This window comes from Campylobacter sp. RM12654, assembly GCF_020137585.1.
In the GTDB taxonomy this organism is placed as follows: Bacteria; Campylobacterota; Campylobacteria; order Campylobacterales; family Campylobacteraceae; genus Campylobacter_E.
In genome coordinates this window covers 23589-50339 of the sequence record NZ_JACGAR010000005.1, presented here as the reverse complement: position 1 = coordinate 50339, position 26751 = coordinate 23589, and the positions used below count along the sequence as shown (strand labels likewise).

Annotated in this window: 32 protein-coding genes and 1 pseudogene; 6 read left to right on the top strand and 27 right to left on the bottom strand. The window is 27.9% G+C overall.

The window, feature by feature from the left end; all coding sequences use genetic code 11:
* Window positions 1-7: 7 nt before the first annotated feature.
* The 25 genes and pseudogenes from recO to rplU form a co-directional block, all read right to left on the bottom strand.
* Window positions 8-619, bottom strand: a complete 612-nt coding sequence (gene recO, locus AVBRAN12654_RS02805; RefSeq protein ID WP_336609504.1) for a recombination protein RecO — start codon at window positions 617-619, stop codon at window positions 8-10.
* Window positions 607-1389: an ATP-binding protein gene (locus tag AVBRAN12654_RS02800; RefSeq protein ID WP_214117410.1), complete on the bottom strand. Its 783-nt coding sequence runs from the start codon at window positions 1387-1389 to the stop codon at window positions 607-609. The genes recO and AVBRAN12654_RS02800 overlap by 13 nt, the downstream gene beginning before the upstream one ends.
* Window positions 1375-2055 (bottom strand): annotated as a pseudogene (locus AVBRAN12654_RS02795) (5'-methylthioadenosine/adenosylhomocysteine nucleosidase); the annotation flags it as partial. The gene AVBRAN12654_RS02800 and the pseudogene AVBRAN12654_RS02795, both read right to left, overlap by 15 nt.
* Window positions 2052-3029, bottom strand: coding sequence for an ACP S-malonyltransferase (locus AVBRAN12654_RS02790; RefSeq protein WP_336613886.1), 978 nt, complete (start codon window positions 3027-3029; stop codon window positions 2052-2054). The gene AVBRAN12654_RS02790 and the pseudogene AVBRAN12654_RS02795, both read right to left, overlap by 4 nt.
* A gap of 440 nt (window positions 3030-3469) precedes the next feature.
* The gene (locus AVBRAN12654_RS02785; protein ID WP_214117363.1) at window positions 3470-4063 is read right to left on the bottom strand and encodes an FKBP-type peptidyl-prolyl cis-trans isomerase; all 594 of its coding nucleotides are present in this window, start codon (window positions 4061-4063) and stop codon (window positions 3470-3472) included.
* A gap of 15 nt (window positions 4064-4078) precedes the next feature.
* Window positions 4079-4921: a tetratricopeptide repeat protein gene (locus AVBRAN12654_RS02780; protein WP_214117364.1), complete on the bottom strand. Its 843-nt coding sequence runs from the start codon at window positions 4919-4921 to the stop codon at window positions 4079-4081.
* 3 nt (window positions 4922-4924) lie between these two features.
* Complete coding sequence (locus tag AVBRAN12654_RS02775; RefSeq protein ID WP_214117365.1) at window positions 4925-5413, bottom strand: OmpA family protein; 489 nt, start codon at window positions 5411-5413, stop codon at window positions 4925-4927.
* A gap of 60 nt (window positions 5414-5473) precedes the next feature.
* Window positions 5474-6643, bottom strand: a complete 1170-nt coding sequence (locus AVBRAN12654_RS02770) for a PD40 domain-containing protein (protein ID WP_214117366.1) — start codon at window positions 6641-6643, stop codon at window positions 5474-5476.
* On the bottom strand, window positions 6640-7467 hold the full coding sequence (locus AVBRAN12654_RS02765; RefSeq protein WP_336607933.1) for a hypothetical protein: 828 nt from the start codon (window positions 7465-7467) through the stop codon (window positions 6640-6642). The genes AVBRAN12654_RS02770 and AVBRAN12654_RS02765 overlap by 4 nt, the downstream gene beginning before the upstream one ends.
* Window positions 7464-7856, bottom strand: a complete 393-nt coding sequence (locus tag AVBRAN12654_RS02760; protein WP_214117368.1) for a biopolymer transporter ExbD — start codon at window positions 7854-7856, stop codon at window positions 7464-7466. The genes AVBRAN12654_RS02765 and AVBRAN12654_RS02760 overlap by 4 nt, the downstream gene beginning before the upstream one ends.
* Complete coding sequence (locus AVBRAN12654_RS02755; RefSeq protein WP_214117369.1) at window positions 7846-8373, bottom strand: MotA/TolQ/ExbB proton channel family protein; 528 nt, start codon at window positions 8371-8373, stop codon at window positions 7846-7848. Before AVBRAN12654_RS02755 ends, AVBRAN12654_RS02760 begins: the two co-directional genes overlap by 11 nt.
* The gene (gene atpC, locus AVBRAN12654_RS02750) at window positions 8370-8747 is read right to left on the bottom strand and encodes an ATP synthase F1 subunit epsilon (RefSeq protein ID WP_214117370.1); all 378 of its coding nucleotides are present in this window, start codon (window positions 8745-8747) and stop codon (window positions 8370-8372) included. Before atpC ends, AVBRAN12654_RS02755 begins: the two co-directional genes overlap by 4 nt.
* Before the next feature lies 1 nt (window position 8748).
* Window positions 8749-10146, bottom strand: a complete 1398-nt coding sequence (gene atpD / locus AVBRAN12654_RS02745) for a F0F1 ATP synthase subunit beta (protein WP_214117371.1) — start codon at window positions 10144-10146, stop codon at window positions 8749-8751.
* An 8-nt stretch (window positions 10147-10154) separates the two neighbouring features.
* Window positions 10155-11033 (bottom strand): ATP synthase F1 subunit gamma, encoded by an 879-nt coding sequence (gene atpG / locus AVBRAN12654_RS02740; protein ID WP_214117372.1) that lies wholly within the window; start codon window positions 11031-11033, stop codon window positions 10155-10157.
* Between the two features lie 8 nt (window positions 11034-11041).
* A complete protein-coding gene (gene atpA / locus AVBRAN12654_RS02735) occupies window positions 11042-12547 on the bottom strand; it encodes a F0F1 ATP synthase subunit alpha (RefSeq protein ID WP_214117373.1) in 1506 nt (501 codons plus the stop codon).
* An 11-nt stretch (window positions 12548-12558) separates the two neighbouring features.
* Window positions 12559-13065 carry a F0F1 ATP synthase subunit delta gene (locus AVBRAN12654_RS02730; protein WP_214117374.1) on the bottom strand — a complete coding sequence of 169 codons (507 nt, stop codon included), beginning with the start codon at window positions 13063-13065 and terminating at the stop codon, window positions 12559-12561.
* Window positions 13065-13553, bottom strand: coding sequence for a F0F1 ATP synthase subunit B family protein (locus tag AVBRAN12654_RS02725; RefSeq protein WP_214117375.1), 489 nt, complete (start codon window positions 13551-13553; stop codon window positions 13065-13067). Before AVBRAN12654_RS02725 ends, AVBRAN12654_RS02730 begins: the two co-directional genes overlap by 1 nt.
* A 9-nt stretch (window positions 13554-13562) precedes the next feature.
* Window positions 13563-13988, bottom strand: coding sequence for a F0F1 ATP synthase subunit B family protein (locus AVBRAN12654_RS02720; protein ID WP_214120240.1), 426 nt, complete (start codon window positions 13986-13988; stop codon window positions 13563-13565).
* A gap of 60 nt (window positions 13989-14048) precedes the next feature.
* Window positions 14049-14930 (bottom strand): ParB/RepB/Spo0J family partition protein, encoded by an 882-nt coding sequence (locus AVBRAN12654_RS02715; protein WP_214117377.1) that lies wholly within the window; start codon window positions 14928-14930, stop codon window positions 14049-14051.
* 3 nt (window positions 14931-14933) lie between these two features.
* On the bottom strand, window positions 14934-15704 hold the full coding sequence (locus tag AVBRAN12654_RS02710; RefSeq protein ID WP_214117378.1) for a ParA family protein: 771 nt from the start codon (window positions 15702-15704) through the stop codon (window positions 14934-14936).
* The gene (locus AVBRAN12654_RS02705; protein ID WP_336613885.1) at window positions 15701-16438 is read right to left on the bottom strand and encodes a biotin--[acetyl-CoA-carboxylase] ligase; all 738 of its coding nucleotides are present in this window, start codon (window positions 16436-16438) and stop codon (window positions 15701-15703) included. Before AVBRAN12654_RS02705 ends, AVBRAN12654_RS02710 begins: the two co-directional genes overlap by 4 nt.
* Window positions 16431-17339, bottom strand: a complete 909-nt coding sequence (fmt, locus tag AVBRAN12654_RS02700) for a methionyl-tRNA formyltransferase (protein WP_336613884.1) — start codon at window positions 17337-17339, stop codon at window positions 16431-16433. Before fmt ends, AVBRAN12654_RS02705 begins: the two co-directional genes overlap by 8 nt.
* 24 nt (window positions 17340-17363) lie before the next feature.
* Window positions 17364-18356 (bottom strand): GTPase ObgE, encoded by a 993-nt coding sequence (obgE, locus tag AVBRAN12654_RS02695; protein WP_214149696.1) that lies wholly within the window; start codon window positions 18354-18356, stop codon window positions 17364-17366.
* A 24-nt stretch (window positions 18357-18380) separates the two neighbouring features.
* On the bottom strand, window positions 18381-18638 hold the full coding sequence (gene rpmA, locus AVBRAN12654_RS02690; protein WP_214117382.1) for a 50S ribosomal protein L27: 258 nt from the start codon (window positions 18636-18638) through the stop codon (window positions 18381-18383).
* An 11-nt stretch (window positions 18639-18649) separates the two neighbouring features.
* Window positions 18650-18958 carry a 50S ribosomal protein L21 gene (gene rplU / locus AVBRAN12654_RS02685; protein WP_214117383.1) on the bottom strand — a complete coding sequence of 103 codons (309 nt, stop codon included), beginning with the start codon at window positions 18956-18958 and terminating at the stop codon, window positions 18650-18652.
* 182 nt (window positions 18959-19140) lie between these two features.
* Between rplU and AVBRAN12654_RS02680 the strand changes: the two genes are divergently transcribed.
* The 6 genes from AVBRAN12654_RS02680 to AVBRAN12654_RS02655 all read left to right on the top strand — a co-directional run bounded on the left by AVBRAN12654_RS02680 (window position 19141) and on the right by AVBRAN12654_RS02655 (window position 24655).
* Window positions 19141-20259: a PilZ domain-containing protein gene (locus tag AVBRAN12654_RS02680; RefSeq protein ID WP_214120243.1), complete on the top strand. Its 1119-nt coding sequence runs from the start codon at window positions 19141-19143 to the stop codon at window positions 20257-20259.
* A 3-nt stretch (window positions 20260-20262) separates the two neighbouring features.
* Window positions 20263-20907: a glycerol-3-phosphate 1-O-acyltransferase PlsY gene (plsY, locus tag AVBRAN12654_RS02675; RefSeq protein WP_214120244.1), complete on the top strand. Its 645-nt coding sequence runs from the start codon at window positions 20263-20265 to the stop codon at window positions 20905-20907.
* Window positions 20892-21209 carry a dihydroneopterin aldolase gene (locus AVBRAN12654_RS02670; protein WP_214117386.1) on the top strand — a complete coding sequence of 106 codons (318 nt, stop codon included), beginning with the start codon at window positions 20892-20894 and terminating at the stop codon, window positions 21207-21209. Before plsY ends, AVBRAN12654_RS02670 begins: the two co-directional genes overlap by 16 nt.
* A 74-nt stretch (window positions 21210-21283) precedes the next feature.
* Window positions 21284-21955 carry a response regulator transcription factor gene (hsrA, locus tag AVBRAN12654_RS02665; RefSeq protein WP_214117387.1) on the top strand — a complete coding sequence of 224 codons (672 nt, stop codon included), beginning with the start codon at window positions 21284-21286 and terminating at the stop codon, window positions 21953-21955.
* Window positions 21956-21969: 14 nt separating this feature from the next.
* A complete protein-coding gene (locus AVBRAN12654_RS02660; RefSeq protein WP_336609498.1) occupies window positions 21970-23187 on the top strand; it encodes a sensor histidine kinase in 1218 nt (405 codons plus the stop codon).
* A 10-nt stretch (window positions 23188-23197) separates the two neighbouring features.
* Window positions 23198-24655: a Ppx/GppA phosphatase family protein gene (locus tag AVBRAN12654_RS02655; RefSeq protein ID WP_214149695.1), complete on the top strand. Its 1458-nt coding sequence runs from the start codon at window positions 23198-23200 to the stop codon at window positions 24653-24655.
* 11 nt (window positions 24656-24666) lie between these two features.
* Here the strand turns inward: AVBRAN12654_RS02655 and AVBRAN12654_RS02650 are convergent, their stop codons facing one another.
* Window positions 24667-25545, bottom strand: coding sequence for a lactate/malate family dehydrogenase (locus AVBRAN12654_RS02650; protein WP_336613883.1), 879 nt, complete (start codon window positions 25543-25545; stop codon window positions 24667-24669).
* Entirely contained in the window at window positions 25542-26741 is a 1200-nt protein-coding gene (metK, locus tag AVBRAN12654_RS02645) for a methionine adenosyltransferase (protein WP_214117391.1), read from the bottom strand. The genes AVBRAN12654_RS02650 and metK overlap by 4 nt, the downstream gene beginning before the upstream one ends.
* Window positions 26742-26751: the final 10 nt, after the last annotated feature.

Sequence of the window (26751 nt, the reverse complement as noted above, 5' to 3'; positions counted from 1 at the left end):
TGTAGTTTTATAATTTTTTAGAAAATACTTCGTATAATAAATCTATTTCACTATCTTCAAATATAGCTGAATTTTTATTTTTTAGATAATCTTTCATCTTAATTTTATTGATACTTACACTCACTTTACAACTCCTACAATACATTAAAAATCCTTCTCCTAAAGAAAAAAAATCATTTAATTCTTTATTGCATTCCGTGCAAGTTTCACTAAAATAAAGCCTACCTTCATACTCAATCATCAAAGCATAAGCATCTAAAAATACTCTTTTATAATGTTGAGTTTTTAATCTATTAATTATTCTTAAACTTAAATCATAATAAAAACTTCCACACTCTTGATTATCTTTTAAATGCTCATATAAAAGCACACAAAAACTCTGCCAAGCCTTAATAATCTCATAATCATTCCAAGGTAAGGCTAATTGCATTGTTGAATGTAATTTTGGCAAAAATAAAGGCTGAATACTTAGCTCATAATCAATAATATTTCCGACTATTAAATGCGAGTGTCTAACTCCGTAAAATCTATAGCATTTTACTAATTCTTCGCTGCTTAGGATAAAGACTATTAAATCTTTATCCCTAACGCTAAAGGTATTTAAGATTATTCCTTGCAATAATTAGCACCTTCGTTTGCAAAAAAAGTATCGTAATGAATGTTAAAAAAGGCATTTTCAAGGCTTTTAAATAATTTTGGATTTTGTGCTTCAAGACTTGCTAAAAGCTCTTTTGTTTCTGCTCTTGCGTGTGGCATTTTTACATCAAATCTCATAGCAGGACAAGCTTCATCACCTATTGTTTTAAGACCATTTTTAATAGCATTTTCTCTTAACATTCTTTCACGAACAAATATCAAAGGACGAATTACGGTAATTCCTTGTGCTGAAGTGAATTTTGCAGCAAGTGTTCTTAAAGCTCCATTATAAGTAAAGTTCATAAAAAAGCTCTCAATAGCATCATCTAAATGATGTCCTAAAGCTAATTTATTAAAGCCATTTTCCTTAGCATAAGTATATAAATATCCCCTTCTCATACGAGAGAAAAACGAGCAAAAGCTTGAATTTTGACGGATTTTTTCACTAGAAATCTCATAAATGTTACTTTCAATTATTGTATGCTTTATGCCTAAAATCTTGCAATAATTACTTAGATATTTATAATCTTCGCCCATTCCATAGCTAAGCGTTACTGCTTCAAATTCAAACTTAAACGGGACTGCTCTTTGCATATGTTTAAGTAGCATTAGTAAGCTTAAGCTATCTTTTCCACCGCTAAGTCCTACTAAAACCTTATCGCCTTCTTCAATCAAATTAAACTTATCACAAGCTCTTGCCACTTCTTTAATAAGTCTTTTACTAAGCTCATTTTTAAACAAATGTTCGCACATTTTTAAGACAAATCTAGCACTATTTTTAGCAGCTAGTTCTAAAAACTCATCAAAACTAACATCAGCATTTCCACCTGCATCATCGCTAATTGCTCTTAGTATAAAACAAGGCACATTAAGACTTTCGCAAACTAAAGCAACGCTTGCTCCTTCCATCTCAACCGCATCAGCATTAAAAGTATCTTTAATCCAATTTTTCTTAGTTTCATCGCAAATAAATTGATCAGATGTCGCAATAATGCCGCTAACTACATTTAAATCAAGCTCTTTTGCTACTTTTTTAGCAATATTATTTAATTTTTCACTTGTTTTTATAAAAACGCTAGTTTCAGGGACATAGCCAGGTTTGTGTCCAAACGCTGTTATATCTATATCATGCTGCACTAATTCTTCTGCAATTAATAAATCCCCTATTTTTAAATTAGGATTAAGCGACCCTGCAACGCCTGTAAAAAGCAAACAATCAGCCTTATATTTTTCTATCATTACACTTGCACTTAGAGCTGAATTTACTTTGCCTATTTTTGAATAAGCAATAATTAGTTCATGACCTGCGTAATCAATGAAATAATAAGTATTATTTGCATATTTACTCTCTTTATAAGAATACTCATTTAAAATTGGCTCAATTTCTTCACGCATAGCACCTAAAATTGCTATTTTCATAGGTTTTCCTTAAATGTTTTTATAAAATTTTCAATATCTTCTAGGCTTTTTATACTAATACTTGGTTTGTTTGTTATTTTTTTATTAAGTCCGCATAAAACACTGCTTCCAAATTCTATAAAACCATCAACGCTATTTTCTATACTTTTTATGCTTTGTTTATATAAAACAGGCTTAATAAGTTGCTCTTTTATGGCTAAAATGGCTTCATTTTTAGTGCTATAAGGCTTTGTAAAAGCATTAGAGATTACTGGTATGAAATCATCATTAAACAACAATTCTTTTTCTAATTTATTAGCTGCACTTTGCATTAAAGGACAATGACTTGCTACGCTCATATTAAGTAGCATTGCTCTTTTTGCTCCAGCATTTTTAAAATCATCTATGCTATTTTCTAAATCTTTTTTAAGCCCAGCTACAACTATTTGACCATCGCAATTGTAATTTGCTGCATAGATTTGCTTATTTTCCTTATTTGCTTTAGCACAAATTTCTTCTACTAAATTATCATCTAAACCTAAAATAACCATCATAGAAGCAGGATTTTCACTACTTGCACATTCTTGCATATATCTTCCACGCATATTTACTAGCTTTAAAGCATTTTTTAATTCAAGTGCATTATTTGCACATAAAGCCGAAAATTCTCCTAAAGAATGCCCTAAAGATGGAGTGTTTTCATAACTAATAAAAGGCTTTATATCATCTTTTTTTCTTAAAGAAATTCCATTTTCTTCTAATAATTTTTCAAATACTTTATAATACATAATGCTATTTAGTAATATTGCAGGTTGGGTAAATTCACTTATATCTAATCTATCATTTTTACTAAAAATTAATTCTTTAAAATCAATACCACAAAAACTACTAACTTCATCATAAGTTTTTCTTACAAACTCAAAATTATCAAATAATTCTTGACCCATAAAAGCACTTTGAGAACCTTGACCTGGGTATAAAAATGCGTAATTCATATTTTTCCTTTTTAATTTATTTTATTATCAAATCTTATAATACAAGTATTAAAATCTTTTAATTACAGCTATTATAAATCTTTTTTACTTTTTGTATAATATTATAAAAATATAAATTCCATTATTAAAATAATAAACGAAGTTTAACTTGTAATACTAATACAATCTATATTTTTAATATCATAATTTTAGCACTTTTTTATGATTGAATTAAAAATCAAGTTAAAAATAATAAGTTTTGTATATTTATAACTTACGATTATATATTAAAGATTGCTTGTAATTTGTGAATTTGATAGCAATAAATGTATTTTAAAGATTTGACATAAAAATAAAATTATAAAAATGATTAATTTTAAAAAACTGAATACTCTGAGTATATAATAAATATTAGTATAAGGCGAAATAAATCGCCTTACATTTTAGCTAAACCTTAGCTCTTAACCTCTGCAACAACCGCCGCCGTGGTGATGATGGTGATGATCATCTTCATCATCGTGATGATGACCGCAACTTCCATCGCCTTTGCAACCACTATGTCCGTGATTTCCACATCCACATCCACCAGCTTGTGCTACTGCACCACTTTCTAATTCTTCAGGAGTAGCATCTCTTACTTCTTTAATATTTACGGTAAATAATAAATCTCTTCCTGCATAAGGATGATTATAATCAATTACTACGCTACTATCTTTGATTTCTTTAACAACAACTCTAACTGTTGAGCCATCTTCGTTTTCTCCGAATAATTCTAAGCCAACATTTAAATCAATGCCTGCGAATTGTTCTTTTGGTAATTCTTGAACCAAATTCTCATCATATTCTTGCCAAGCTTTATCTTTAGTGATTAAAATATCACTTTCATCACCCTCATTTAGTTTAGCAATTTCATCTTCTAAAGCCTCTAATACTTGATTTCTACCTAATAAAAATGAAATAGGATGAAAATCAGTATTATTTTCTAATACTTCATTAGTTTTTGCATCACGCAATATAAAATTAAGTGATACTACGCTGTCTTTTTTTATAGCCATTTTTAATCCTTTCTATTAATTTATACTTTTAGCTTCACTTGAATCTGGAAATTGTTTTTTAAGTGCTGCATAAAAATTATTTGCTTTTTCTGTTTCATTAATTGCCTTCAACGAATTTGCGGTATTTAATAAAATTAAAGGCATATTAGGAGCTTTTACCCCTTGATTATTATATAAATCTGAACTTGTTTTATAATAATATATAGCATTTTTATAGTCTTTTTGTGCGTATGCAATTTGTCCTAAATAAAAATTACATTGTGCAGGTTTATGTTTTGCATTTGCTAATTCTTCAAAAATTTTTGCGGAATTTTCATAATCTTTACTATTATATAAACTTATAGCATTTGCCATTTTTTGAGCTGGAGTTTCATTTTTAGCTGCAACCTCATTTGCTACTACTTGCTGAGTTGTAGATTTTACAGCTTTATTCTCGCCCAAGCTACTAACTAAATTTGTTAATTCACTTAAAGCCTTTTTTAACTGATTAATGCTGTTTTTTTGATTTTTTAATTCTTGTTTTATTTCAGAAATATCTTTATCATAAATATCAAGTTTTTCTTTTGAAAACTTTTCTACTTCTAATAATTTACCTTCAAAATTATAAGTTTTGTTATTCAAATCATCAACTACACTTTGAATACCTTCAATTCTTTCTAAAGCCTTATTTGTTTTAAAATCAACACCAGTATAATCTTTACTAAGAGTTTCAACCTTTTTTTTGTTCTCTAATAAAACTTTTTCATTTTCTGTTAGCCCATAAGGCTCTTTAATATTTATATTACCTGCATTAAAGGCTGAAGTTTCTGCGTAAATAATAGGGGCTAAAGCCCCTATAAAAAGTATTTGTTTTAGCATAAATTAAAACTGAACTTTTGTTTCTGCTCTACGATTTTGAGCATCGCATTCTTTTGTTTTATCATTACATACTGGGTTGTTTTCGCCATAGCTTTTAATTGTAATTCTTGAGCTGCTAACTCCTTGAGATTCTAAACCATCTTTAACAGCTTTAGCTCTTTTTAAACCTAAAGCTTGGTTATATTCTTCACTACCCCACTCGTCGCAGTTACCTTCAACAACAATATTTAAATCTTTACCATCTTGATTTAATAAACTTGCGTTATTTGATACTACGCCATACATATCTGAACGAATATCATATTTGTCAAAGTCAAAATATACTTTACCTAAAGAATTATTAATTCTTTCTAGTTTAGTATTAATATCTTCCTTAACATCTACATTCATATCTGGAGCAACCTCCACTTTTTTTGGAGCCTCAACTGTAGCCTTTTGACTACAACCAACAACTAAAGCTGCTAAAGCAACTGCATAAGCTAATTTTTTCATTTTTTTCCTTTCATAAAAAGTAATTGAAATTATAATTTCCAAAACTAAAAATTTATTTAATTACCAATCCAAAGTTGAAATTTTACCAACTTTTAGTGGGAAATGATACACTTTATTCTCATCAAGTCTTAAAATTCCTAAAGAACTTTGCATTCCTAATAATTTTATAAACATAATCGTCTTACCATCGCTACTAAAATTAGGGAAAATATTTCTACCATTTAATGTCAATTGTCTTACATATTGCGAATCAGTTGCCATAACATATAAGTTAAAATCTCCTGATTTTTCACGACTTGAATAAACTATATAATTATTATAAACACTAAATGCAGAATTGTTTTTACCATGATAAACTAATTGAGTTGCATTAGTTTTATCAAGACCTTGTAAATATAAATTAGGATAAGAACTTCTATCGCTAACAAAAGCAAAACTATCACTACCTACAAATCTTGCACTAACATCTATTCCTTTATACATAGTAAGTCTTTTTGTATTTTTAGTATTTAAATCTAATAAAAATATTTCTGGTTGATCTTCAGTTGTTTTAGTAATTAATGCTTTAGTTCCATCTTTGCTAATATCGCTAAGAGCTAACATACCAGAACCTTGAGTAATTAAAGTTTTTTGATTATTCAATAAATTATATTTATATATACTCAAAATATCTTTATTATAATCTGTATAATAAAATTCATTTTGATTACTATTTGCCCATTTTGCAAATAAATTTAACCCACCTTGCATAATAATTTTTTGATAATTTAAAGTGTAATCTGCAATAAGAATTTGACTTTGCTTAGCAGCTATTTTTCTAGTAATTAAAATCTTTTTATTCATCCAGTCTAAATCTGCTAATTTTAAGTCCTTAAACATTTGTGAAATTGCTTTGTGAGATAAAAACACATAAGCACTTTTTGGATAAGTAAAAGTATTGTTATACTTAATTTCATTATTCATACCCTTAAGAGTTATGCTTAACTCATAATTATTTCCTACAGGATTTAAATTATAATTTAATTCATAATTTGCATTATTTTCATTAGTAATTTCAAATTTAGAACTTACTAAAACATCATTTTTAATTACCTTATCAAAATCAAAATTAACCAAACTACTTGTAGTTATTCTAATCTTAGGCAACACCTCTTGCTCGCTAACCACATCCATAATAATATCAGCAGTTAAGCATACTAAACTAAAACATAATAAAAATATCTTTTTCATTTTATCTCCTTGATACTTAATATAACCGAAAGCCTTAAACTACCACTATAATCTTGTTGATTTGGTGGAATTCCTAAATTTTTGTTTTGTTGATTAATAGTTTGTATAAAAATTCTTGCCTTTTGTCTTAAAGCAGAACTTTCATTAAAACCATTATCTTTGATTTTTATTATACCATTTTTTGATATTGTAAAAGCTACTTCAAAAATTTCCTTATCATTAATATCTGAACTATTAGCAGTTACTAAACTCCAAACATTTTTCAAATACGCATTCACTCTACCAAAATATTCATCATAAATTCCAGAAACCTTAGCCGATGTTTGTGTAGTCTCTGAATTATTATTTGACTTAATTGTTGTATTAGCTAATTGTGATTGTATTTTTTTTAAAGCATCTAATTGTGATTGATTTAATTTATTTTCTTCTTGCTTAGTTTCCTTTTTTGGATTTTTTCTTTCACTTTTGCTAACTTTTAAATCCCCAAACAAACTACTTAAATCACTATCACTATCTTTACTATCAGTTTGTTGTTCTACTTTTTCATTTTGTTCAATTACTTTATTTTGATTATCTTTTGTAGCATTATCATTGCTTGTATTTTCTGTACTTTTATTTATTTTTTTTGCTACTTCTTTAGTATAGTCTTGTTTAACCTCGGCTGGAGTTTCAACATTATCTTCTACGAACAATATATCCACTTCACTATTACCATATTTAATAACTTCTTCATTTTTAGCAAAAATATTTATTAGTAAAATAAATATTAATATAGTAAGCACATATATTAAACAAGATAATAAAAAAGCTTTTGATTTACTCATTTTGTTTGAAGTGAAATTTTTACAAATCCTGCTTTTGAAAAAGTTGATAATACTTGCATTAGCTTATCGTAACTTATATCTTTATCTCCAGATATATAAACTATTTTATCTTTATCAAATTGATTTTTAATTAAACTAAAATTATCAAAAAAAGCAATATAAGGATATTTTTTCTTATTTAAAACTACTTCATCTTTTGTAATGCTTACGAAAATATCATCTTTTTTTGCTTTGCTAACACTTGATTTTGAGCCATTTGGTAAATTAATATTTTCATCATATTTTAAATTAGGAATTACTAACATTAAAATTACCAATAATACTAACATAACATCAACTAAAGGAGTTATGTTTAACTCTGGGTCTTCGTGTAAAAAATCATTTTTCATCGCTAATAATCTTTATTTGACTCTCTAAAATATTTAAACATTCAAATACTTTTCGTTTCACAATTAAATGAAATGTATAAGCTAAAATAGCAGAAATAATCCCACTAGCAGTAGCTATTAAAGCATGACCAATTGGAGAAGCGATTTGAGTAATATCACCATTTCCATTTAAAGATATTAAAGTAAAGTATATTGAAACAACGGTTCCAAACAATCCTATAAAAGGCGAAGTAGTAGCAATAATACTAAGCCAAGTAAGGCCTTCACTAAGATTTTTAGAAGCCTCATTATAATAAATCTCTAATTTTTTCATAGAACCTTCACAAGGTTTAAAATAAGCCTCAAAAGACAAATCTTGATTTTTTAATAACCTATCTAAAGTTCTTAATTCTTCTTGATAAAATTTAGAAATATTGCTTAAGCGATATAAAAAAATCGCTAAAGCAATAATAGAATAAAAACCTAAAATCCCAACTGCTAATAAAGTAGCTAAGTCAAAATCCGAAATCAAATTCATTTAGAATCCAGTCTTCCTAAAGTTGCGGCAAGGGTTGCTGAATTTGCACCTGCTGATTTTAATAATTCTTTAGCTTCTTCTAACTTTTTTTTGCTTATTGAATTATCATTACCACCTAGATAAACAGCACCTTGAGCCAAAATAACAACACTATTTTCATCAACTTTTACATGGCCTGAATCAATAGCTATAAGCTCCTTTGAACCATCATAATTTTCCACACTAATTACACCAGCTTGAAGCAAAGAAATTACAGAAGCGTGGTTTGGCAAAACACCAAACTCACCTTCACTTCCTGGCACCAACACTGATTTAACTTCTGAATTAAAGATTTCTCCGTGTGGAGTAACTATTTCTAAAGTTAATTTATCCATATTAAGCCTTTAATTTTTCTGCTTTCTTAATAGCCTCTTCAATATTTCCTACCATATAAAATGCGTTTTCAGGTAAGTCATCATATTTACCTTCTAATATACCTTTAAATCCAGCTATGGTTTCTTCAAGGCTTATATATTTTCCAGGACTACCTGTGAAAACTTCAGCTACGAAGAATGGTTGTGATAAGAATTTCTCAATTTTTCTAGCTCTTTCAACAACTAATTTATCTTCTTCGCTAAGTTCATCCATACCTAAAATAGCTATGATATCTTGTAAATCTTTATACTTTTGAAGCACACTTTGAACTCCACGAGCTACCTTATAATGCTCTTCACCAATAATTTGTGGGTCAAGCATTCTTGAAGTTGAATCAAGTGGGTCAACTGCAGGATAAATTCCTTTTTCAGCAATACTTCTATTTAAAACCGTTGTAGCATCTAGGTGAGCAAAAACAGTTGCAGGCGCTGGGTCTGTTAAGTCATCAGCAGGAACATAAACAGCTTGAACTGAAGTAATTGAACCTTTTTTAGTTGATGTAATTCTTTCTTGGAATTTACCCATTTCACTTGCTAAAGTTGGCTGATAACCAACAGCTGAAGGAATACGACCAAGTAAAGCCGACATTTCTGAACCTGATTGAGAAAATCTAAAGATATTATCAATAAACATTAAAACATCAAGTCCCATTTCATCTCTAAAATATTCAGCCATTGTAAGACCTGTTAAAGCAATACGATTTCTTGCCCCTGGTGGTTCATTCATTTGACCATAGCATAAAGCAACTTTATCTAAAACATTGCTTTCTTTCATTTCATTATAAAGGTCATTTCCTTCACGAGTTCTCTCACCAACACCAGCGAATACTGAATAACCACTATGTTTAAACGCAACATTGTGAATTAATTCCATAATAATAACTGTTTTACCAACACCAGCACCACCAAATAATCCTACTTTACCACCTTTTGCATAAGGAGCAAGTAAATCAACTACTTTAATACCAGTTTCAAATATTTCACTTTTTGTGCTTTGGTCTTCAAATTTAGGTGGTTCTCTATGAATAGCCCATTTTGTTTCATAATTTTCTGGAGCACCTTCATCAATTAAATCTCCAACCACATTGAAAATTCTTCCTAAAACTTTTTCCCCAACAGGAACACTAATTGGAGCACCTAAGCTAACAGCTTTAGTTCCTCTTACTAAACCATCAGTCATATCCATAGCAATAGTTCTTACACGGCCATCACCTAAATGTGCTGCTACTTCTAATATTAAACGAATTTGCTTACCTTCAACCTCATAATTTACTTCAATAGCTTCATTGATTTGTGGTAAATAATCGCTAAATTCAACATCTACAACAGGTCCTAATACCTGAGATATAAATCCTTGCATATATTCTCCTATTCTTTCATTGATTCAACACCACTGATAATTTCAATTAATTCAGTAGTTATGCTTTCTTGTCTTGCTTTATTATAAGCTAAATTAAGTTCTTTAACCCTTGCTTTAGCATTATTAGTTGCGTTATCCATTGCTTGCATTCTAGCACTATGTTCAGCTGCTAAACTATCTATCAATGAATAAAACATACTATATTCTATATATCTTTTTAATAATTCTTCTAAAACTTCCTTTTCTTCAGGTTCAATTTCTAATAAAGAATTTGAATTAGTAATTTCAGAATTACTTGAATCTACAGGTAATAAATTACACACTGATAATTCTTGAGAAATCATATTTTTATAACCATTATGAACTAATATTATCTTATCAGTTAATGCTTTTTCATAATCACTAATAGCTAAATTAATAATTTCTCTAGCTTTTTCATAATCAGGTGAAGAACTAACGCCTGTATATTTATCTAGTATTTCAATTTTTTGAAAATTAAAAAACTCAATACCAACTTTTCCTATAGCTCTTAATCTAGTTTTAATACCTTTTTCTTTATTTTCTTTAATAATTTTACTAACTTCTTTTAAAGTTTTTATATTAAAACCACCGCACAAACCTTTGTCCGAAGTAATAAATACAACATCCACAATCTTAATCTCATGCTTACCAAAAAATCTACTATCTTTAGCCATATCAAATTGATTTAGCTTAAACGAAATTTCTTGCATAACCTCTTGCAATTTACTTGCATATACTTTAGACTTCTTAGCAAGCTCTTCTGCTTTTTTTAATTTAGCAGTAGAAACTAATTTCATAGCATTAGTAGTCTTTTGAGTATTATGAACGCTCTTTATTTTTCTTTTTATCTCTTTTAAATTCGCCATTACAAAACCTACGCTTGTGTTGCTTTAAACTCATTTAATAAATTTTTAATCTTATCTTCTAAATCACTATCTAAAGCTTTTTTAACTCTAATTTGCTCAAAAATCTCAGGAGACTTTGTTTCAATATAAGCATATAAATCATTTTCAAATTTAGTAATCTTATCTACAGCAATATCATCTAAAAATCCTCTAGTACCTGCATAAATTAGAACTATTTGCTTTTCAATAGCTAATGGGCTATATGGAGGTTGTTTTAATACTTCAACCATTCTTTGACCACGCTCTAATTGTTTTCTTGAACTCTCATCTAAATCACTTGCAAATTGTGCAAATGCTTGTAATTCACGATATTGCGCAAGGTCTAATCTTAATGTTCCTGATACTTGTTTTGTAGCTTTAATTTGAGCAGAACCACCTACCCTAGACACTGATAAACCTACGTTAATAGCAGGACGAATACCTGAGTTAAATAAATCTGTTTCTAAGAATATTTGTCCATCTGTAATTGAAATAACATTAGTTGGAATATATGCTGAAACATCTCCTGCTTGAGTTTCAATAATAGGTAAAGCTGTTAACGAACCTGCACCTAAAGCATCACTTAATTTTGAAGCTCTTTCTAATAATCTTGAATGTAGATAGAATACATCGCCTGGATAAGCTTCACGACCTGGAGGACGGCGTAAAATCAAGCTCATTTCACGATAAGCTACTGCGTGCTTACTTAAATCATCATATACTATTAAAGCATGTTTGCTATTGTCTCTAAAGTACTCACCCATTGTAACGCCTGTATAAGGAGCAAGGTATTGAAGAGCCGCTGAATCACTCGCAGTTGCACTTACTACTATTGTATAATCCATAGCCCCATGTTCTTCAAGTTTTTTAACAACTTGCGCAACAGTGCTTTGTTTTTGTCCAATAGCTACATAAATACATACAACATTTTGACCTTTTTGATTAATTATAGTATCTACTGCTACGGTTGTTTTACCTGTTTGTCTATCTCCAATAATCAACTCTCTTTGACCGCGACCAATTGGAACAAGGGCATCAATTGCTTTAATACCTGTTTGTAATGGTTCATGAACGCTTTTTCTAGCCATAATACCTTTAGCTTTTTCTTCAACAAATGCAGTTTTTGTAGTATTTATAACACCTTTTGCGTCGATTGGCTCTCCTAAAGCATTAACAACACGACCAATTAATTCTTCACCAACTGGAACTTTTAATAATTGTTTTAATCTTTTAACAGAGCTACCTTCTTTAATATTTGAAAAACTTCCTAAAACTACAACACCAACACTATTTTCTTCAAGGTTTAATGCCATACCTTTTTCGCCATTTTCAAATTCAACCATTTCTCCTGCCATAACATTTTTTAATCCAAAAACATTAGCAACACCATCAGCTATTGAAATAACTTTACCAGTTTCTTCAATTTCTAAATTTAAATTAAAATTCTCAATTCTTTCTTTAATAATTGAGCTAATTTCATTTGCGTTAAAACTCACTGTTACTCCTCTTAAATTGCTTTCATTATATGCTGTTTGATTTTATCTTTTAATGAAGTTTCTGATACTATTATTTCATATCCTAAGTCTTCAATATAAATCTTTATTTCATTTTTATCATGAATTATATTTTTTAGTTTTATTTCTTTTTTAAAATAATTTGATAATTCTTTTTCGTGCTTTAATATATCATTATCACTAATTTTTTCTTTAGAATAAATATCAGCATAATAAATATTATTTTCTAAAGCTAATTTTTTAACTAATCCATCATAAACAACTGGAACTTTATCAAGTTTATTATTTACTCCTAATACCTTTAAAAAATTAATAATTTCTTTTTTGTTTGTATTAGATAAACTCACTAAAAACTCTATCTTTTTATCTAAGCTAATGCCAACTGCATTTATTATCACTAATGTTTTTTTATCTTTAAAGGCTTCTTTTAAAATCTCAAAACAAGATATAAATTCTTCCCTATCTTTTCTTTGCATTATTATATTTACATACTTTTCCATTAGCTAACTTTCCTTGAAACAATATCTAATAAATCAGATTGTTTTAAATTAACATTAGTATTTAAAAGCTCTTCTATAAGTTCATTGACAACTTCTTCTTTAGCCTTTTTCTCTTCAAATATTTTTTGCTCTTCATAAGATTTTTTCATATTTTCTATCTCATTATTAGCATCTTTTAAAATATTTTCATTTAATTTTATAGCTTGTTCTTTAGCTAATTCTATTAGCTTATCAGCCTCATTATTAGCTATCTCTATTTTTTTAATTGCTTCTTCTTTATTTTTTTTAGCCTCATCTAAGCTTTTTTCTATTGATACTAATCTATTTTTAATATTATCAATTCTATCACAATATATCTTTTTAATTGTCTTAGCAAGTAATAAATACATCATAACAGCAAAAATTACAAAATTTATAGTTCTATAGAAAATATCTGTATCACTAGCCAACAAATAAGTAGGTAATAAAATCCATATTAATCTGTTCATAAAGCAACCTTAAATTTTTTCTATACTTGCTCTTAAAGCATTTTCACACTGAAACAAATCAGCTTTCAACTCATTTTTAAACTGAATTTTTTTTGCTTCAAGTTCAGTTAAAAATTTCTGATAGTCTAAATCAAGACTAGCCTTTTTTTCTGCTATAGCTTTGCTTGCTTGCTCTTTTGCTACGGCAACTTGCTCGCTTTTGATGGCTTGAGCTTTAGCTCTTGCATCAGCATAAATCTTAGCAATTAATGTTTCATTATTACTAGCGTCTGTGTTATTTTGCTGTATTCTAGCTTCATCTTCTTTTATACCATCATCTCTATTTTTCATAAAGGTTAGCAATGGTTTGTATAAGATGTAATCTAAAATCCAAAGCAACATTAAAAACAACATAGCTGTTAATAACATCATTTTAAGATCTAAGTCATCAAACATACATTCTCCTTATTTTGATAAAACTTTATATTAACATAAAAAAATCAAATAATATTTAAATTATAAGTTTTTTATAGCATTTTCAACAAAATTTTTAGTATTTTCTTGATTTAAATTAAATATAAGTTTGCCATTTTGTATTTTAAAATCTATTTTAAATTCTTTTAATTTTTTTAACAAACTATCATCAATTATGTTATTTGTATTTTTACCCTTGAGTTTATTTGCTAGTTTTTCACAATCTCTAACATTTAATTTTTGACCAATAATTGTATTTACTAAAATCTTTTCATCTTCTTTTTGACCTGCTATTACTTTAGCATGACCTGCACTTAATTTGCCATCAATAATTAATTTTTGAGTATCTTCACTAAGAGTAAGTAATCTTAAAGTATTTGCTATATTTGCTCTACTTTTTTGAATACTATGCGCTAATTCTTCTTGAGTAATTTTTCTAACTCTCATTAACTCTTTATAAGCTAAAGCAAGTTCAATAGGATTTAAATCTTCTCTTTGAATATTTTCAAGTAAAGCTAATTCTCTTGTTTTACTTGAATCTATATTTGCAATAATTGCTTTAATTTTTGTTTCACCTAAAGCTTTAATAGCCCTCAATCTTCTCTCACCAGCAATTAAAAAATATTTAGTTACTTTTTCTAAATTTTCTCCATTTTCCATTGCCTTTTCACAAAGCTCATCAGCATCTATTACAACAATTGGTTGTAATAATCCATGATTTTTAATGGAATTAGCAAGTTCATTTATACTATCTTCATTAAAACTTTTTCTTGGCTGATATGGATTTGGAGTTATATCATCTATACTAATATCTCTTATAGTATCTAAATCACTTCTAAAAACTCCACTTAACTCATCATCATAAGCTAAAGATATATCATCTAAAATACTACTAAAATCTGAACCTAAAGATTTTTTTGCCATTTTCTATCCTATTAAAGAATGTGCTAAGCTTTGATAAGCAACACAACCTGGAGATTTTATATCATACAATATTATAGGTTTTCCAAAACTTGGACTTTCTGCTAGTTTTACATTTCTTGGAATTATTACTATCTCTCCATCTTTTCTAAATAACTTGCCACTTAAATGCTTTTTAAGTTCGGCAACCGTATCCTTTGAAAGATTATTCTGTGGGCTATACATAGTAGGTAAAATTCCCCTTATTCTTAACTTCGGATTTATTGCTTCTCTTATATTATGAATCGTCCTTAAAATATGTGCCAAACCTTCTAATGCTAAATATTCACATTGAATCGGGATTATTACATCAGTGCTTGCTGCAAGTGCATTAATCGTGATATTTCCTAATGCAGGTGGCGAATCTATTATTATATAATCATATCTATTTACAACATCTTTTAAAGCTTTTCTTAAAATTTGTTTATTATTTACACCTGTTCCTAATTCTTGCTCAAAATTAGTAAGAACAATATTTGATGGAGCAAGGTCTAGTTTATTCAAACTTGTCTTTAAAATAATCTCATCTAATGTTTTTTTACCACTTAATACATGATATATATTAAATTCAAAATCACTTCTTTTAAATCCGTAGCCTGTGGTAGCATTACCTTGTGGATCCATATCTATTAGTAAAACACTTTTTTCAGCTACCGCAAGAGAAGCTGCTAAATTCACTGCCGTTGTTGTTTTACCTACCCCACCCTTTTGATTAGCTATTGTTATAATTTCACTCATCTTAAACTATATATCCTTTTGTTATCTACTAAAATAGAACCATCTTCATATAATTTTACATCATTTAATGAATAAGTATTATCATCATTTTTAAAATAAAACGATCTACTTAATTCAAAATCACTCTTATAATAATCAAAAATTTCTTTCCAAGAAATATTAAGATTTATTCTATCAAAAAAAGTTTTAAGTAATGTTGAATATGAAATATCTATATCTAAAATATTAGCATCTACTGGTGCTGTAGTTATGTTTATACCAATACCGCAAACTAATTTATTTTTTATTTTTGCAGTAATTAGCCCTCCAATTTTTTTATTATCTAAATAAAAATCATTAGGCCATTTGATAAAAACTTTTGAACCAAATTCTTTTAAGACTATTTTCATTATCATAGAATAATATATACTAGCTGATTGAATAGGTAAATCATCTGGTAAATTATCATTAAAAAAAGATAAATATAAATTATTTTTTATATCTAAATTAAATTTATTATATTCATCAAAAAATATAAAATCTATATCTTTAAAATACTGATTATTAATCTTAGAATTTATATTGCCAAATGAATCGGTATTATCGCTAATCCAATTTCTATTACAAGAGCCAATTCCGTTAGTTTGTTTAAGCGTAGCCAATGCAAATGCGTGTTCTTTAAAACCATTTCTAATAGCATTTATAAGCTCAACTTGAGTTGAACTTATACAATTACAAAAAGCTAGATTATACAATGCTATCTCCTTGTTTTAACCTTTTACCATTTAAATATACATTAGCATCTAAAGACTTTTTACCTGCATCTTGTAATTTATAAACTTTTAAGCTGCCTTTTTTACAAGTTAAAATTAAATAATTTTTACCTATTTCTTTTATAAGCCCTTCTTTATTATCACTTTCACATTCATTCAATTCAAGTTCATTTAGCTTTAAACCATTTTCTAAAAATATATTAGGCCAATCATAAAATGCTAAATATTTTTGGTATATTTCTTTAGCATTATTTAGCTCAATTAAACCATCTTGTTTTTTGATAATTTTTGTATGAGTTACCTTTGAATCATCTTGTTTAATAGGTTGAAAATAATTTGGATTTTCTAAAAATTCTAAAAGCATTTTTGCTGATAATTTAGACATTTTTTCAAATACTTGTGGAGAATTTAAATCCTTAATATTTAATTCTTGTTGATATAAAATATCTCCAGTATCAAGACCTATATCCATATTCATAAGTGTAACTCCACTTACAATATCACCATTTAAAATAGCACTTTGTATAGGTGAAGCTCCTCTATAATAAGGAAGTAAACTAGCGTGAGTATTAATACAAGGTGCTATGTCTAAAATCTCTTTTGGCAGTATTTTTCCATAAGCTGCAACTATTATAAAATCTGGTTTTTTATTGCTAATTAAATTTCTAATCTCTTCATTATTTCTTAAGCTTTTTGGTTGTGCTAATTCTAAGTTTAGTTTTAACGCAATCTCTTTTACCGGACTTGGAGTTAATATTTTTTTTCTTCCAACTTCTTTATCTGTTTGGGTTAAAACTAGACTTACATTATGAAATTTACTAAGCTCTTCTAAAATAAATGCCGAAAATTCGGGCGTGCCCATAAATACTACATTTTTTTTCATGATACACCTAAAAATTAAGATATGTTATTCAAATAACATTTTTGATAAAGATAATTTTAACTCTTTAATACCATCATTAGTAACTGAAGATATTTTTGTAACAAAAACTAAATTATCATATCTTTTTAAATACTCATTTAAAAGTTCTAATTCTTGAATTAAATTCTCTTTAGCCACATCACATCTTGTGATTGCAACTGCAAATTTAAAATCATTCAAGCCATAAGCTTCAAGTTCTTTGTATAAATTAATAAATTGTTCTTTAATGCTCATTTCTTTAAAACTATCTAGCATAAATAATAAGCATTTTGACCTTGATATGTGTTTTAAGAACTCATATCCTAAACCTTTTCCTTCGCTAGCACCTTCTATAATTCCTGGTATATCAGCCATTACAAACGAGTAATCATTAATATCTACAACACCTAATTTTGGAGTAAGAGTTGTAAATTCATAATCAGCGATTTCTGGCTTAGCATTACTTACTATACTAATTAAAGTAGATTTTCCAACATTAGGATATCCAACTAATCCAACATCAGCAATTAATTTTAATTCAAGTCTTACTTCTAGACTTTCTCCTTTTTTGCCAGGTTGAGCGTATGTAGGTCTTTGATTAACAGAACTTTTAAAATGTCTATTTCCAAGGCCACCTAAACCACCATTTAGTAAGACTATTTGCTCTCCTAAACTCGTAAAGTCATGTAAGATTTCATTGGTATTAATATCAATAATTTGAGTACCTATTGGAACCTTTATTTCTAAATTCTCACCTTTTTTACCACTTTTATTTCTAGGTAATCCACAATCACCATTACTAGCTTTTAAATGTGTTTTGCCTTTAAAATGTGCTAAAGTATGAAGATTATTATCACAAATAACCACTACATCGCCACCACGACCGCCATCGCCGCCATCAGGACCACCTAGTGGTACATGTTTTTCACGGCGAAATGAGCTAGCACCCGCTCCGCCGTTACCAGAGCTCAGCCTAATTTTTATACTATCAACAAACATTACCTAAGCTCCTTTTAATTTAAATTATACTGCAGGATATACAGAAACTTTTTTGCGGTTTTTGTCTTTTCTTTCAAATTTAACAAAACCATCAACTAAAGCAAAAATAGTATGATCTCTTCCCATACCAACATTTGCTCCTGCGTGAGTTGCTGTTCCTCTTTGGCGAATAATAATATTTCCAGCTCTTACAAATTCTCCACCAAATTTTTTAACACCTAAACGTCTACCTATAGAATCTCTATTATTTTGAGTTGAACCTTGACCTTTCTTGTGTGCCATTGTATTTCTCCTTACGCTTTAATTTCTTTTACTACTACGCGAGTAAATTGTCTTCTAAAACCTCTTTTTAATTTAGAGTCTTTTCTTCTTCTTTTCTTAAAAATTACAACTTTTTTATCTTTTCCTTCGTTGATAACTTCAAGAACAACTTTCGCTCCACTAACAAAAGGGGTACCGATTTTTAATTCTTTATCGTTAACAGCTAAAACATCTGTAACTTCTACGATAGACTTTTTCTCTGCTTCAAAGCGATCTAACTTTAATTCGTCGCCAACACTTACTTTGTACTGCTTACCGCTATGTTTAAAAATAGCATACATAATTCATCCTTTGTAATTTAGTAAGTCCCATCAAGCACTTTAAATATTAGAAATTTAAAGATTTAAATAAGCTTAAATGAGTTGTAAAAAGCGAATACTATCAAAAAATCATTAATTTTTATTTAAAAATTTATTTTTTTTGCTACACTAATGCTATTTTTAGTTTAAAAGGAAACAAAAACATGAGTTTTGAAGGAAGAGACGAACTAGTTAATTCTAGTATTAATTATTTTGAAAAATATACACACAAATTTATTAATAACATACAAGCTTATTATAGAAGCGAAGGCAAAATTTTATCAAAAAATTGTGAAGATGCTTACGAAGAATTATTTTCTATGTTACTAACAAAAGATTTTAGTATAGAAAGAGGTAAGGAATTAGCCAAGACAAAAGACTTTGATAGAGCTTGCTTTTTTGAATTTTTATTAAAAACTTATATAGATTTTTCTAAGCATATTATGAATAATGGATTAAACAATAAATTAGTTGTTAATCTCGCCTTTGCATTAGAAAGATATGGTTCAATTTTTTGCACAATTTGTCACGATTCTACGACTGCACAAAGTTCAATTAATGTATTTTCGGCAAGTAGTTCTGGTGGATTTTTTATACACGAGAATTTTATAGATACATTTAAAAAAATGTATTCTGTAGGAGAAAAATTAGAATTTTTAAATCTTTATAATGGTGTTCCTGTTAGAACTTACGGAGAAATTTTACAAGTTGAAGATGCGAGTATAGTTGTAAAAGTTGATTTAATGCAAATTTTAGCTATGAAAGAAGAAGATTGTGCTTATATAGTTCAAAATCAATATTTGCAAAAAAATATTAAAGCAAATATTTTATCTGTTAATATTGTAAATTGCACGGTAACTTTAAATAATTTTGAAAGCCAACCATATATGCACGCATTAAAAAGAGCATATCCTAGAGTGCATCCTAATGAATTTACTAAAATAGCACTAACTCATGAAGATGGAAGGGTTGCTAATGGAAAATTATTTGATATTTCAGAGGGTGGAATTGGTGTTGTTTCTAATGAAGATGTAGGATTTAAAAGAGGTGATATTTTATCATCTTACATTTGTTTACATATGCCTCATTCAAATGAAGCAGTTGAGTTTAATTTAAAATTTAAATTAGTTGTTTTAATTGTGTATCAAAATGCTTACAGATATTGTTTAGAGATTTTACCAGACCAAGAAGATGCTAAAAAAATCCAAGAATTTGCAAGCAGAAGAGTAGAAGAAACTTTAGTAGAGCTTAAAAATCAATTAAGCCTATATAAAAGAGATTAAGATATGAATTTTATTACATTCATAATTGACTTGTTTACAAATAATAATTTAATTTGTATGCTAATAGCCTATTTAATAGGCTCAATTCCTTTTGGATTAATATATGCTAAAAAATTTGCGAATGTTGATATTAAATCTCAAGGTTCAAAAAGCATAGGAGCTACAAATGTATTAAGAGTTGTAAAACAAGTTAATCCAAAATTGGCTAAAAAATTAGCAATAGCTACTATGTTAAGTGATTTTTTAAAAGCTATGCTTCCAATTTGTATTGCTATGTTTTTAGATATAAGTGAAGCAACAATTTGGGCTATGGCAGTTCTTAGTGTTATAGGACATTGCTATAGCATATTTTTAAGCTTTAATGGCGGTAAAGGCGTAGCTAGTGGGGCTGGAGCTTTAATACTATTAGTTCCTTATTCTGTAATTATAGGTCTTATTTTTTGGCTAATAATCGGAAAAGTATTTAAAATATCTAGCTTAGCATCATTAATAGGATTTAGTATTGGAGTAATTAGTGCAGAATTTTTATACCCTAATATTAGTATTAATTCTCACGCACCAATATATTTAATATTATTTTTTGTGTTCTATAAACATATACCAAATATTATTAGATTGATTTTTAAAGACGAATGCAAAGTCATATAAAAATAAAAACAAAATTTAAATGTATAATAGGCTTATTGGAATTTGAAAGATTAGAAAAGCAAACAATAAGCCTAAAAATAAATGCAAAAGCTGATAGTTTTTTAGACTATGCTAAAGTAACTAAATTATCAAAAAAATATTTAAAATCAAAAAAATTCTTTACCTTAGAAAAAGCTAATAAAAAACTAGCAAAAAAAATAAAAATCAAATTTCCACAACTAAAAAAAATAAAAATTGAGATTATTAAATTAGAGATTATGAAAAATACAAAACTTAGTGCTAAATACAAAAAAAAATATTAAAATAACTTTAAAAAAACTTGAATATTTGCTTAAATTGTGTTAGCATAACCTTAATTTTACTTTAAGGAAAAAAAATGCGTATTTTAGTAGTGGAAGATGAAATATCTTTAAACAAGACACTAGCCGAAGGTTTAACTGAATATGGCTATCAAATAGATGCGTGCGAAAATTGTAAAGATGCTGAATATTATATCGGTATTAGAAACTACGATTTAGTATTGACAGATTGGATGCTTCCTGATGGTGATGGCACTGACTTAATACATGTTGTAAAACATAAATCTTCAAGAACTTCAATCATAATTTTATCTGCAAAAGATGATAAAGAAAGTGAAATAAGCGCTTTAAAAGCAGGTGCTGATGATTACATTAAAAAACCTTTTGATTTTAATGTATTATTAGCTAGAATTGAAGCAAGACTTAGATTTGGTGGGTCAAATACAATTAAAATTGATAATTTAGAAATAGACCCAGATGAAGAAAAAATTACTTATAAAGGTAAAGAAATTGAATTAAAAGGTAAACCTTTTGAAGTATTAACCCATCTTGCAAGACACTCTGATCAAATAGTATCAAAAGAACAATTATTAGATGCAATTTGGGAAGAACCTGAACTTGTAACTCCTAATGTAATTGAAGTTGCAATCAATCAAATTAGGCAAAAAATGGATAAGCCTTTAGGTATCTCAACTATTGAAACAATAAGAAGAAGAGGCTATAGATTTTGCTTTCCCAAAAAAGCATAAGAAATAAATTTTTCTTGCAACTAGCATCTACTATTACGGTGCTAGTTGTTATTTTTTCAGTTCTGTCGTATCAAATTCTAAAAATTAATATAATGCAAAATGAATTTGATAATTTAATCAAAAATGCTATTAGTATTATTGAAGTGAATAATAGTTCAAACTTTATTATTTTTAAAGACTATAAAATAATTCATTTAGATAAAAAAACTATGAAACCAAACTTTCAAATAATCAATGAAAATGATAAAAAAGTCTTGATTTTAACATATCCTTACAATGAATTTGGGGATTATATAATATTGAAAAAAGATATAAGTCAATCAATTAAAATTCTTGATACTATTTTTATATCTTTATTTTTAATAATTATTATTGCTATTAGTTTGATTATTTTTTATTCATTATTTTTATCAAGAATATTATCAATGCACCTAAAAGAATTAAGCGTTAAAGTTAGTAGGTTTGATGATAACTTTACAAATAGATTAGATTATAAAAACTATCCATTAGAGTTTAAAGAAATCATAAGTAGTATTAATCACTTAATTACTAGAATTCAAAACTATAATATGTCTCAAAAAGAACTATTTATAGGAATTGCTCACGAATTAAAAACTCCTTTAGCAGTTATAAAAGCTAAAAACGATGTAACGCTAATTAAATCAAGAGATAGTGAATATTATATTCAAACCATTAAAAACTCTAATGATAGCATAGATAATATCAATAAAATCATAAATGAAATTCTTAAAATTGGCAGATTAGAAGGTGCGCAATTTGAAGAGCCAAATGAAATAGACTTAATTGATTTTATTAGACAAGAAAGCAAAAATTTTAGCCTATTAGGCTCAAAAACAGGACAAAAAATAGAACTTAATCTAAACCCAAATGAATTAAAGATAAAAATACAAAAAACCTTATTCTCACAAATTTTACAAAATTTTATTCAAAACGCATTTAAATTTTCTCAACCAAATACAACAATAACAATTACAACTTTCATCAATAATATGACTTTTTATCTATATGTAGATGATATGGGTTGTGGAATTAGTGAAGATAAAGATTATTTTGCACCATTTAAAAGATTTGGAGATAAAGAAGGCGTTGGATTAGGACTTTATTTATCAAAATCAGCTGCAACCGCACTAAAAGCTGAAGTATCATTAGAAAATAGAAAAGATATGCAAGGAACAAGGGCTATTTTTTCTATGAAAATCAAAAAAAATTAAGAGAAGAAATATGGCAAAAAAAACTGCAATTATTGATTTAGGTTCAAACGGAATTAGGATGGCAATATATGAAAAAACTTCAAGATATGGTTTTTATATATTAAACGAACAAAAAGTTAAATTTCGTTTGGCACAAGGTGCTTATGAACAAGATAATGTATTGGTAGAAAAACAAATCAAAAAAGCTTACGAAATAATAAAATATTTTAAAACTCAAGCGCTTAATTTTAAGTGTAATAAAATATTTTGCATAGGAACATCAGCTCTAAGAGATGCAAAAAATAAAGCTGATTTAATTAACCTATTAAAAAAAGATTTAAAACTCAATATCAAAACTTTAAGTGGAATGGAAGAAGCATATTTAAGTGGTTTTGGAGCTATTAATTTACTACCTAAATTAGATGAAAAATCAATTTGTTTAGATATTGGTGGTGGTAGTGCTGAATTGTGTTTGTGTGAAAATACAAAAGTAGTTAAAACTTTCTCGCTTGACCTTGGAACGGTGAGATTAAAAGACTTATTTAAAGACAAATTTAATAAATTAGAAAAATATATAGATAATTATTTAGAGCAAATCCCTGATGATTTTAAAGCTTCTATCTTAATTACAATAGGTGGCTCATTAAGAGCTATTAGCAATGCTATTATGGAAAAAAATAATTATCCTTTAAGTCAGGTTCATGCTTTTTCTTATCAAGTAGATGAAGAAAGTGAATTTATAGAAAAAATTATCAATTGCAAAAATTCAGAACTTAGCTCGCTAGGAATTAAAAAAGAAAGACACGATACCATTAAAATGGGTGCTTTAGTCTTTTATAAAATAATTAAAAAATTAAAAATTAAGCAAATAATTACAAGTGGTGCTGGAGTTAGAGAAGGAATATTTTTAAAAGACTTATTTAAACACCACAAAGGGTTTCCAGCCAATTTTAATCCGAGCTTAAAAAGTCTTGAAGATAGACTAATTAAATACAAATCAGGCTCACTAGTTAGTAATGTTACAAGATTATTTAATACTTTAAATGAAATTCATTATGTTGATAAAAAATATCTAAAACATTTAACATATGCAGCAAAACTCATTGAAACAGGTTTATTGCTTAGTTATTATTCAAACCATAAACATAGTGCTTATTGTGTTTTAAGTGGTCTAAATTTTTGTATCAAACACGAAGATAAAGCACTAATAGCAACTATAATAGAACAACACGGCAAAAAAATAAATTATGAGAATTTAAAATTAAAAAAATTATTGCCAGATGAAAATACCATATCTTGGCTTAATTTTATTCTAGCATTTTGTAATGCTTTAAATAAGGCTAAAGAAAACGAAATTTGTGATTTTTCTTATAAAAATAAAACTTTATATATAACAAAAAATACAAATAATTTCATTATGCAAGAAGCCATCAAAAAGATTAGCAAGCCAAAAAGTTTTAATGTATATATAAACAATGAAGAGATTTAACTCTTCACTAATTATTTAATAGAATTAATAGTCTTTAAAATATAATTTTTTGAGATTTCAAGTTTTTCTTTTTCATCTTTATTTAAGTCTAATTCAAGAACTTTTTTAATACCACCCTTACCTACTACAACCAATCTTGAATAAGCTAAATTATCTTGAGTAAAACTAATAGGTGTGATTAAATTCTCATCATCTTTAATAGCTTTAATAATTCTTGTAATTACACTTCCTATTCCAAATTCTGTTTTACCTTTTACTTTAAAAATCTCTCCACCCTTAAAGCGAACTCTGTTTTCAATCTCATCTAAATTAAGGTTAAACTCATTAATATTTTTACCACCCACAAAGGCATTGCTCTTATAAAAAAACTGCGTATCTCCGTGCTCTGCTAACATAAAAGCATTTATATTTTTATAAGAAATTCCTAATTTATTAGCAATTTCAATCTTAAGCCTTGCACTATCAAGCGTTGTGCCTGTGCCAATTACTTTAAAAGCATCTAAGCCGCTTAATTTTTGAGCGTAATAAACAATGCTATCATTTGGATTTGTAGCTATTAAATATATACCATTAAAGCCCTTTAAGGCATTAATAATTTCTTTTAAAGGTTCATAATTAGCCTTAAGTTCAAGCGTTCTATCAGGCTCGATACAAGTTGTATATGCTAAGACAATAAGGTCACATTTTACTAATTCTTCTATCTTGCTAACAGCAAAAATTTTAGAATTTGAATTGGTATTTTCAAGACTATCTTCTAAATCAATCTTACTTGCGTTTGCTAAGCCATCTTTAATATCGTATAAATAAAGCTCGTTTGCTATATTTTGACTACTTAGCATAAAACTTGCAGCCGAACCAACGGCTCCAAGTCCAATAATTCCTATTTTCATTTTAATAAACTCTTAAATAATTCAACACTATCAAGCTGCTCCCAAGGATAACTTGCAACTCCAACTTGCCCGTAAGTCGCAACATCAGCATAAGAAAATCCAGCTTTACTAGGCTCATCTAATCTAAATTTTTCTTTAATCCATCTAGGAGTTAATGCAAAATTTCTTTCAACAAATGCACTTAAAATATTATCATCAACACTTGCATTTGTCCCCATACAATCAACATTTACGCTAATTGGTTTTGCAATTCCTATTGCATAGCTAATTTGCACTATACATTTTTTAGCTAAGCCACTTGCAACTATATTTTTTGCTACATATCTAGCTGCATAAAGCCCACTTCTATCAACTTTTGTGTAATCTTTTGAGCTTTGTGCACCTCCTCCTATTGGGCTATATCCACCAAAACTATCTACTATTAATTTCCTTCCCGTTAAGCCACTATCGTGAAGGCTTGAGTGATTTACATATCTTCCTGTTGGATTAATATAAATAATGCAATCATCTTTATTAAATAGCTCTTTTGGTAAGCCTGAATTACAAATTAAATTCATAATTTTTGAGCGAACTTCATCAAGACTTAGGCTACTTACGCTTGGAGCTGAAACTACTATTGTATGGATTTTTTTAGGCTTACAATTTTCATAATTTTCCTTGCTCTCATAGTCAATTGTAACTTGAGTTTTAATATCAACTCCAAATTCATGTGGATTATTTAGAGCATATTCATATACTTTATTACAAATCATTCTCGCATAAAAAATCGCAGCAGGCATAAATTCAGGTGCTTCGCTACTTGCAAAGCCAAACATCATACCTTGATCACCCGCTCCCATTTCTCCATCACTTTTATCAACGCCTTGATTAATATCATTACTTTGCTCGTTTAATAACACTTGCACTTTAACATCACTTGGGTGTAAGCATTCAGCCTTGCTAAAATGAGAATTTTCTTTATAACCTATTTTAATTAAAGCGTTTTTAACTACTTCTTCATATTCACTTTCACTAACCTTTAAATTAGATTTAATCTCTCCACCAATTATTACATTCTTTCCAGCGACAAAAACCTCACTAGCAACGCGAGCATTTTTATCATAATTTATATGCAAATCAACAATGCTATCAGCAATGATATCAGCACATTTATCAGGGTGTCCTGCACTTACTACTTCACTTGTAAATAAATACATTTATTATCCT

Coding starts and splice junctions, on each gene's coding strand:
- AVBRAN12654_RS02800 (WP_214117410.1), bottom strand. CDS start 1,389: ATGTGCGAACATTTGTTTAAAAATGAGCTTAGTAAAAGACTTATTAAA.
- AVBRAN12654_RS02790 (WP_336613886.1), bottom strand. CDS start 3,029: ATGAATTACGCATTTTTATACCCAGGTCAAGGTTCTCAAAGTGCTTTT.
- AVBRAN12654_RS02785 (WP_214117363.1), bottom strand. CDS start 4,063: ATGGCTATAAAAAAAGACAGCGTAGTATCACTTAATTTTATATTGCGT.
- AVBRAN12654_RS02780 (WP_214117364.1), bottom strand. CDS start 4,921: ATGCTAAAACAAATACTTTTTATAGGGGCTTTAGCCCCTATTATTTAC.
- AVBRAN12654_RS02775 (WP_214117365.1), bottom strand. CDS start 5,413: ATGAAAAAATTAGCTTATGCAGTTGCTTTAGCAGCTTTAGTTGTTGGT.
- AVBRAN12654_RS02770 (WP_214117366.1), bottom strand. CDS start 6,643: ATGAAAAAGATATTTTTATTATGTTTTAGTTTAGTATGCTTAACTGCT.
- AVBRAN12654_RS02765 (WP_336607933.1), bottom strand. CDS start 7,467: ATGAGTAAATCAAAAGCTTTTTTATTATCTTGTTTAATATATGTGCTT.
- AVBRAN12654_RS02760 (WP_214117368.1), bottom strand. CDS start 7,856: ATGAAAAATGATTTTTTACACGAAGACCCAGAGTTAAACATAACTCCT.
- AVBRAN12654_RS02755 (WP_214117369.1), bottom strand. CDS start 8,373: ATGAATTTGATTTCGGATTTTGACTTAGCTACTTTATTAGCAGTTGGG.
- atpC (WP_214117370.1), bottom strand. CDS start 8,747: ATGGATAAATTAACTTTAGAAATAGTTACTCCACACGGAGAAATCTTT.
- atpD (WP_214117371.1), bottom strand. CDS start 10,146: ATGCAAGGATTTATATCTCAGGTATTAGGACCTGTTGTAGATGTTGAA.
- atpG (WP_214117372.1), bottom strand. CDS start 11,033: ATGGCGAATTTAAAAGAGATAAAAAGAAAAATAAAGAGCGTTCATAAT.
- AVBRAN12654_RS02730 (WP_214117374.1), bottom strand. CDS start 13,065: ATGGAAAAGTATGTAAATATAATAATGCAAAGAAAAGATAGGGAAGAA.
- AVBRAN12654_RS02725 (WP_214117375.1), bottom strand. CDS start 13,553: ATGAACAGATTAATATGGATTTTATTACCTACTTATTTGTTGGCTAGT.
- AVBRAN12654_RS02720 (WP_214120240.1), bottom strand. CDS start 13,988: ATGTTTGATGACTTAGATCTTAAAATGATGTTATTAACAGCTATGTTG.
- AVBRAN12654_RS02715 (WP_214117377.1), bottom strand. CDS start 14,930: ATGGCAAAAAAATCTTTAGGTTCAGATTTTAGTAGTATTTTAGATGAT.
- AVBRAN12654_RS02710 (WP_214117378.1), bottom strand. CDS start 15,704: ATGAGTGAAATTATAACAATAGCTAATCAAAAGGGTGGGGTAGGTAAA.
- fmt (WP_336613884.1), bottom strand. CDS start 17,339: ATGAAAAAAAATGTAGTATTTATGGGCACGCCCGAATTTTCGGCATTT.
- obgE (WP_214149696.1), bottom strand. CDS start 18,356: ATGTTTGTTGATAGTATAAAAATTAGGCTGAGCTCTGGTAACGGCGGA.
- rpmA (WP_214117382.1), bottom strand. CDS start 18,638: ATGGCACACAAGAAAGGTCAAGGTTCAACTCAAAATAATAGAGATTCT.
- rplU (WP_214117383.1), bottom strand. CDS start 18,958: ATGTATGCTATTTTTAAACATAGCGGTAAGCAGTACAAAGTAAGTGTT.
- AVBRAN12654_RS02680 (WP_214120243.1), top strand. CDS start 19,141: ATGAGTTTTGAAGGAAGAGACGAACTAGTTAATTCTAGTATTAATTAT.
- plsY (WP_214120244.1), top strand. CDS start 20,263: ATGAATTTTATTACATTCATAATTGACTTGTTTACAAATAATAATTTA.
- AVBRAN12654_RS02670 (WP_214117386.1), top strand. CDS start 20,892: ATGCAAAGTCATATAAAAATAAAAACAAAATTTAAATGTATAATAGGC.
- hsrA (WP_214117387.1), top strand. CDS start 21,284: ATGCGTATTTTAGTAGTGGAAGATGAAATATCTTTAAACAAGACACTA.
- AVBRAN12654_RS02655 (WP_214149695.1), top strand. CDS start 23,198: ATGGCAAAAAAAACTGCAATTATTGATTTAGGTTCAAACGGAATTAGG.
- AVBRAN12654_RS02650 (WP_336613883.1), bottom strand. CDS start 25,545: ATGAAAATAGGAATTATTGGACTTGGAGCCGTTGGTTCGGCTGCAAGT.
- metK (WP_214117391.1), bottom strand. CDS start 26,741: ATGTATTTATTTACAAGTGAAGTAGTAAGTGCAGGACACCCTGATAAA.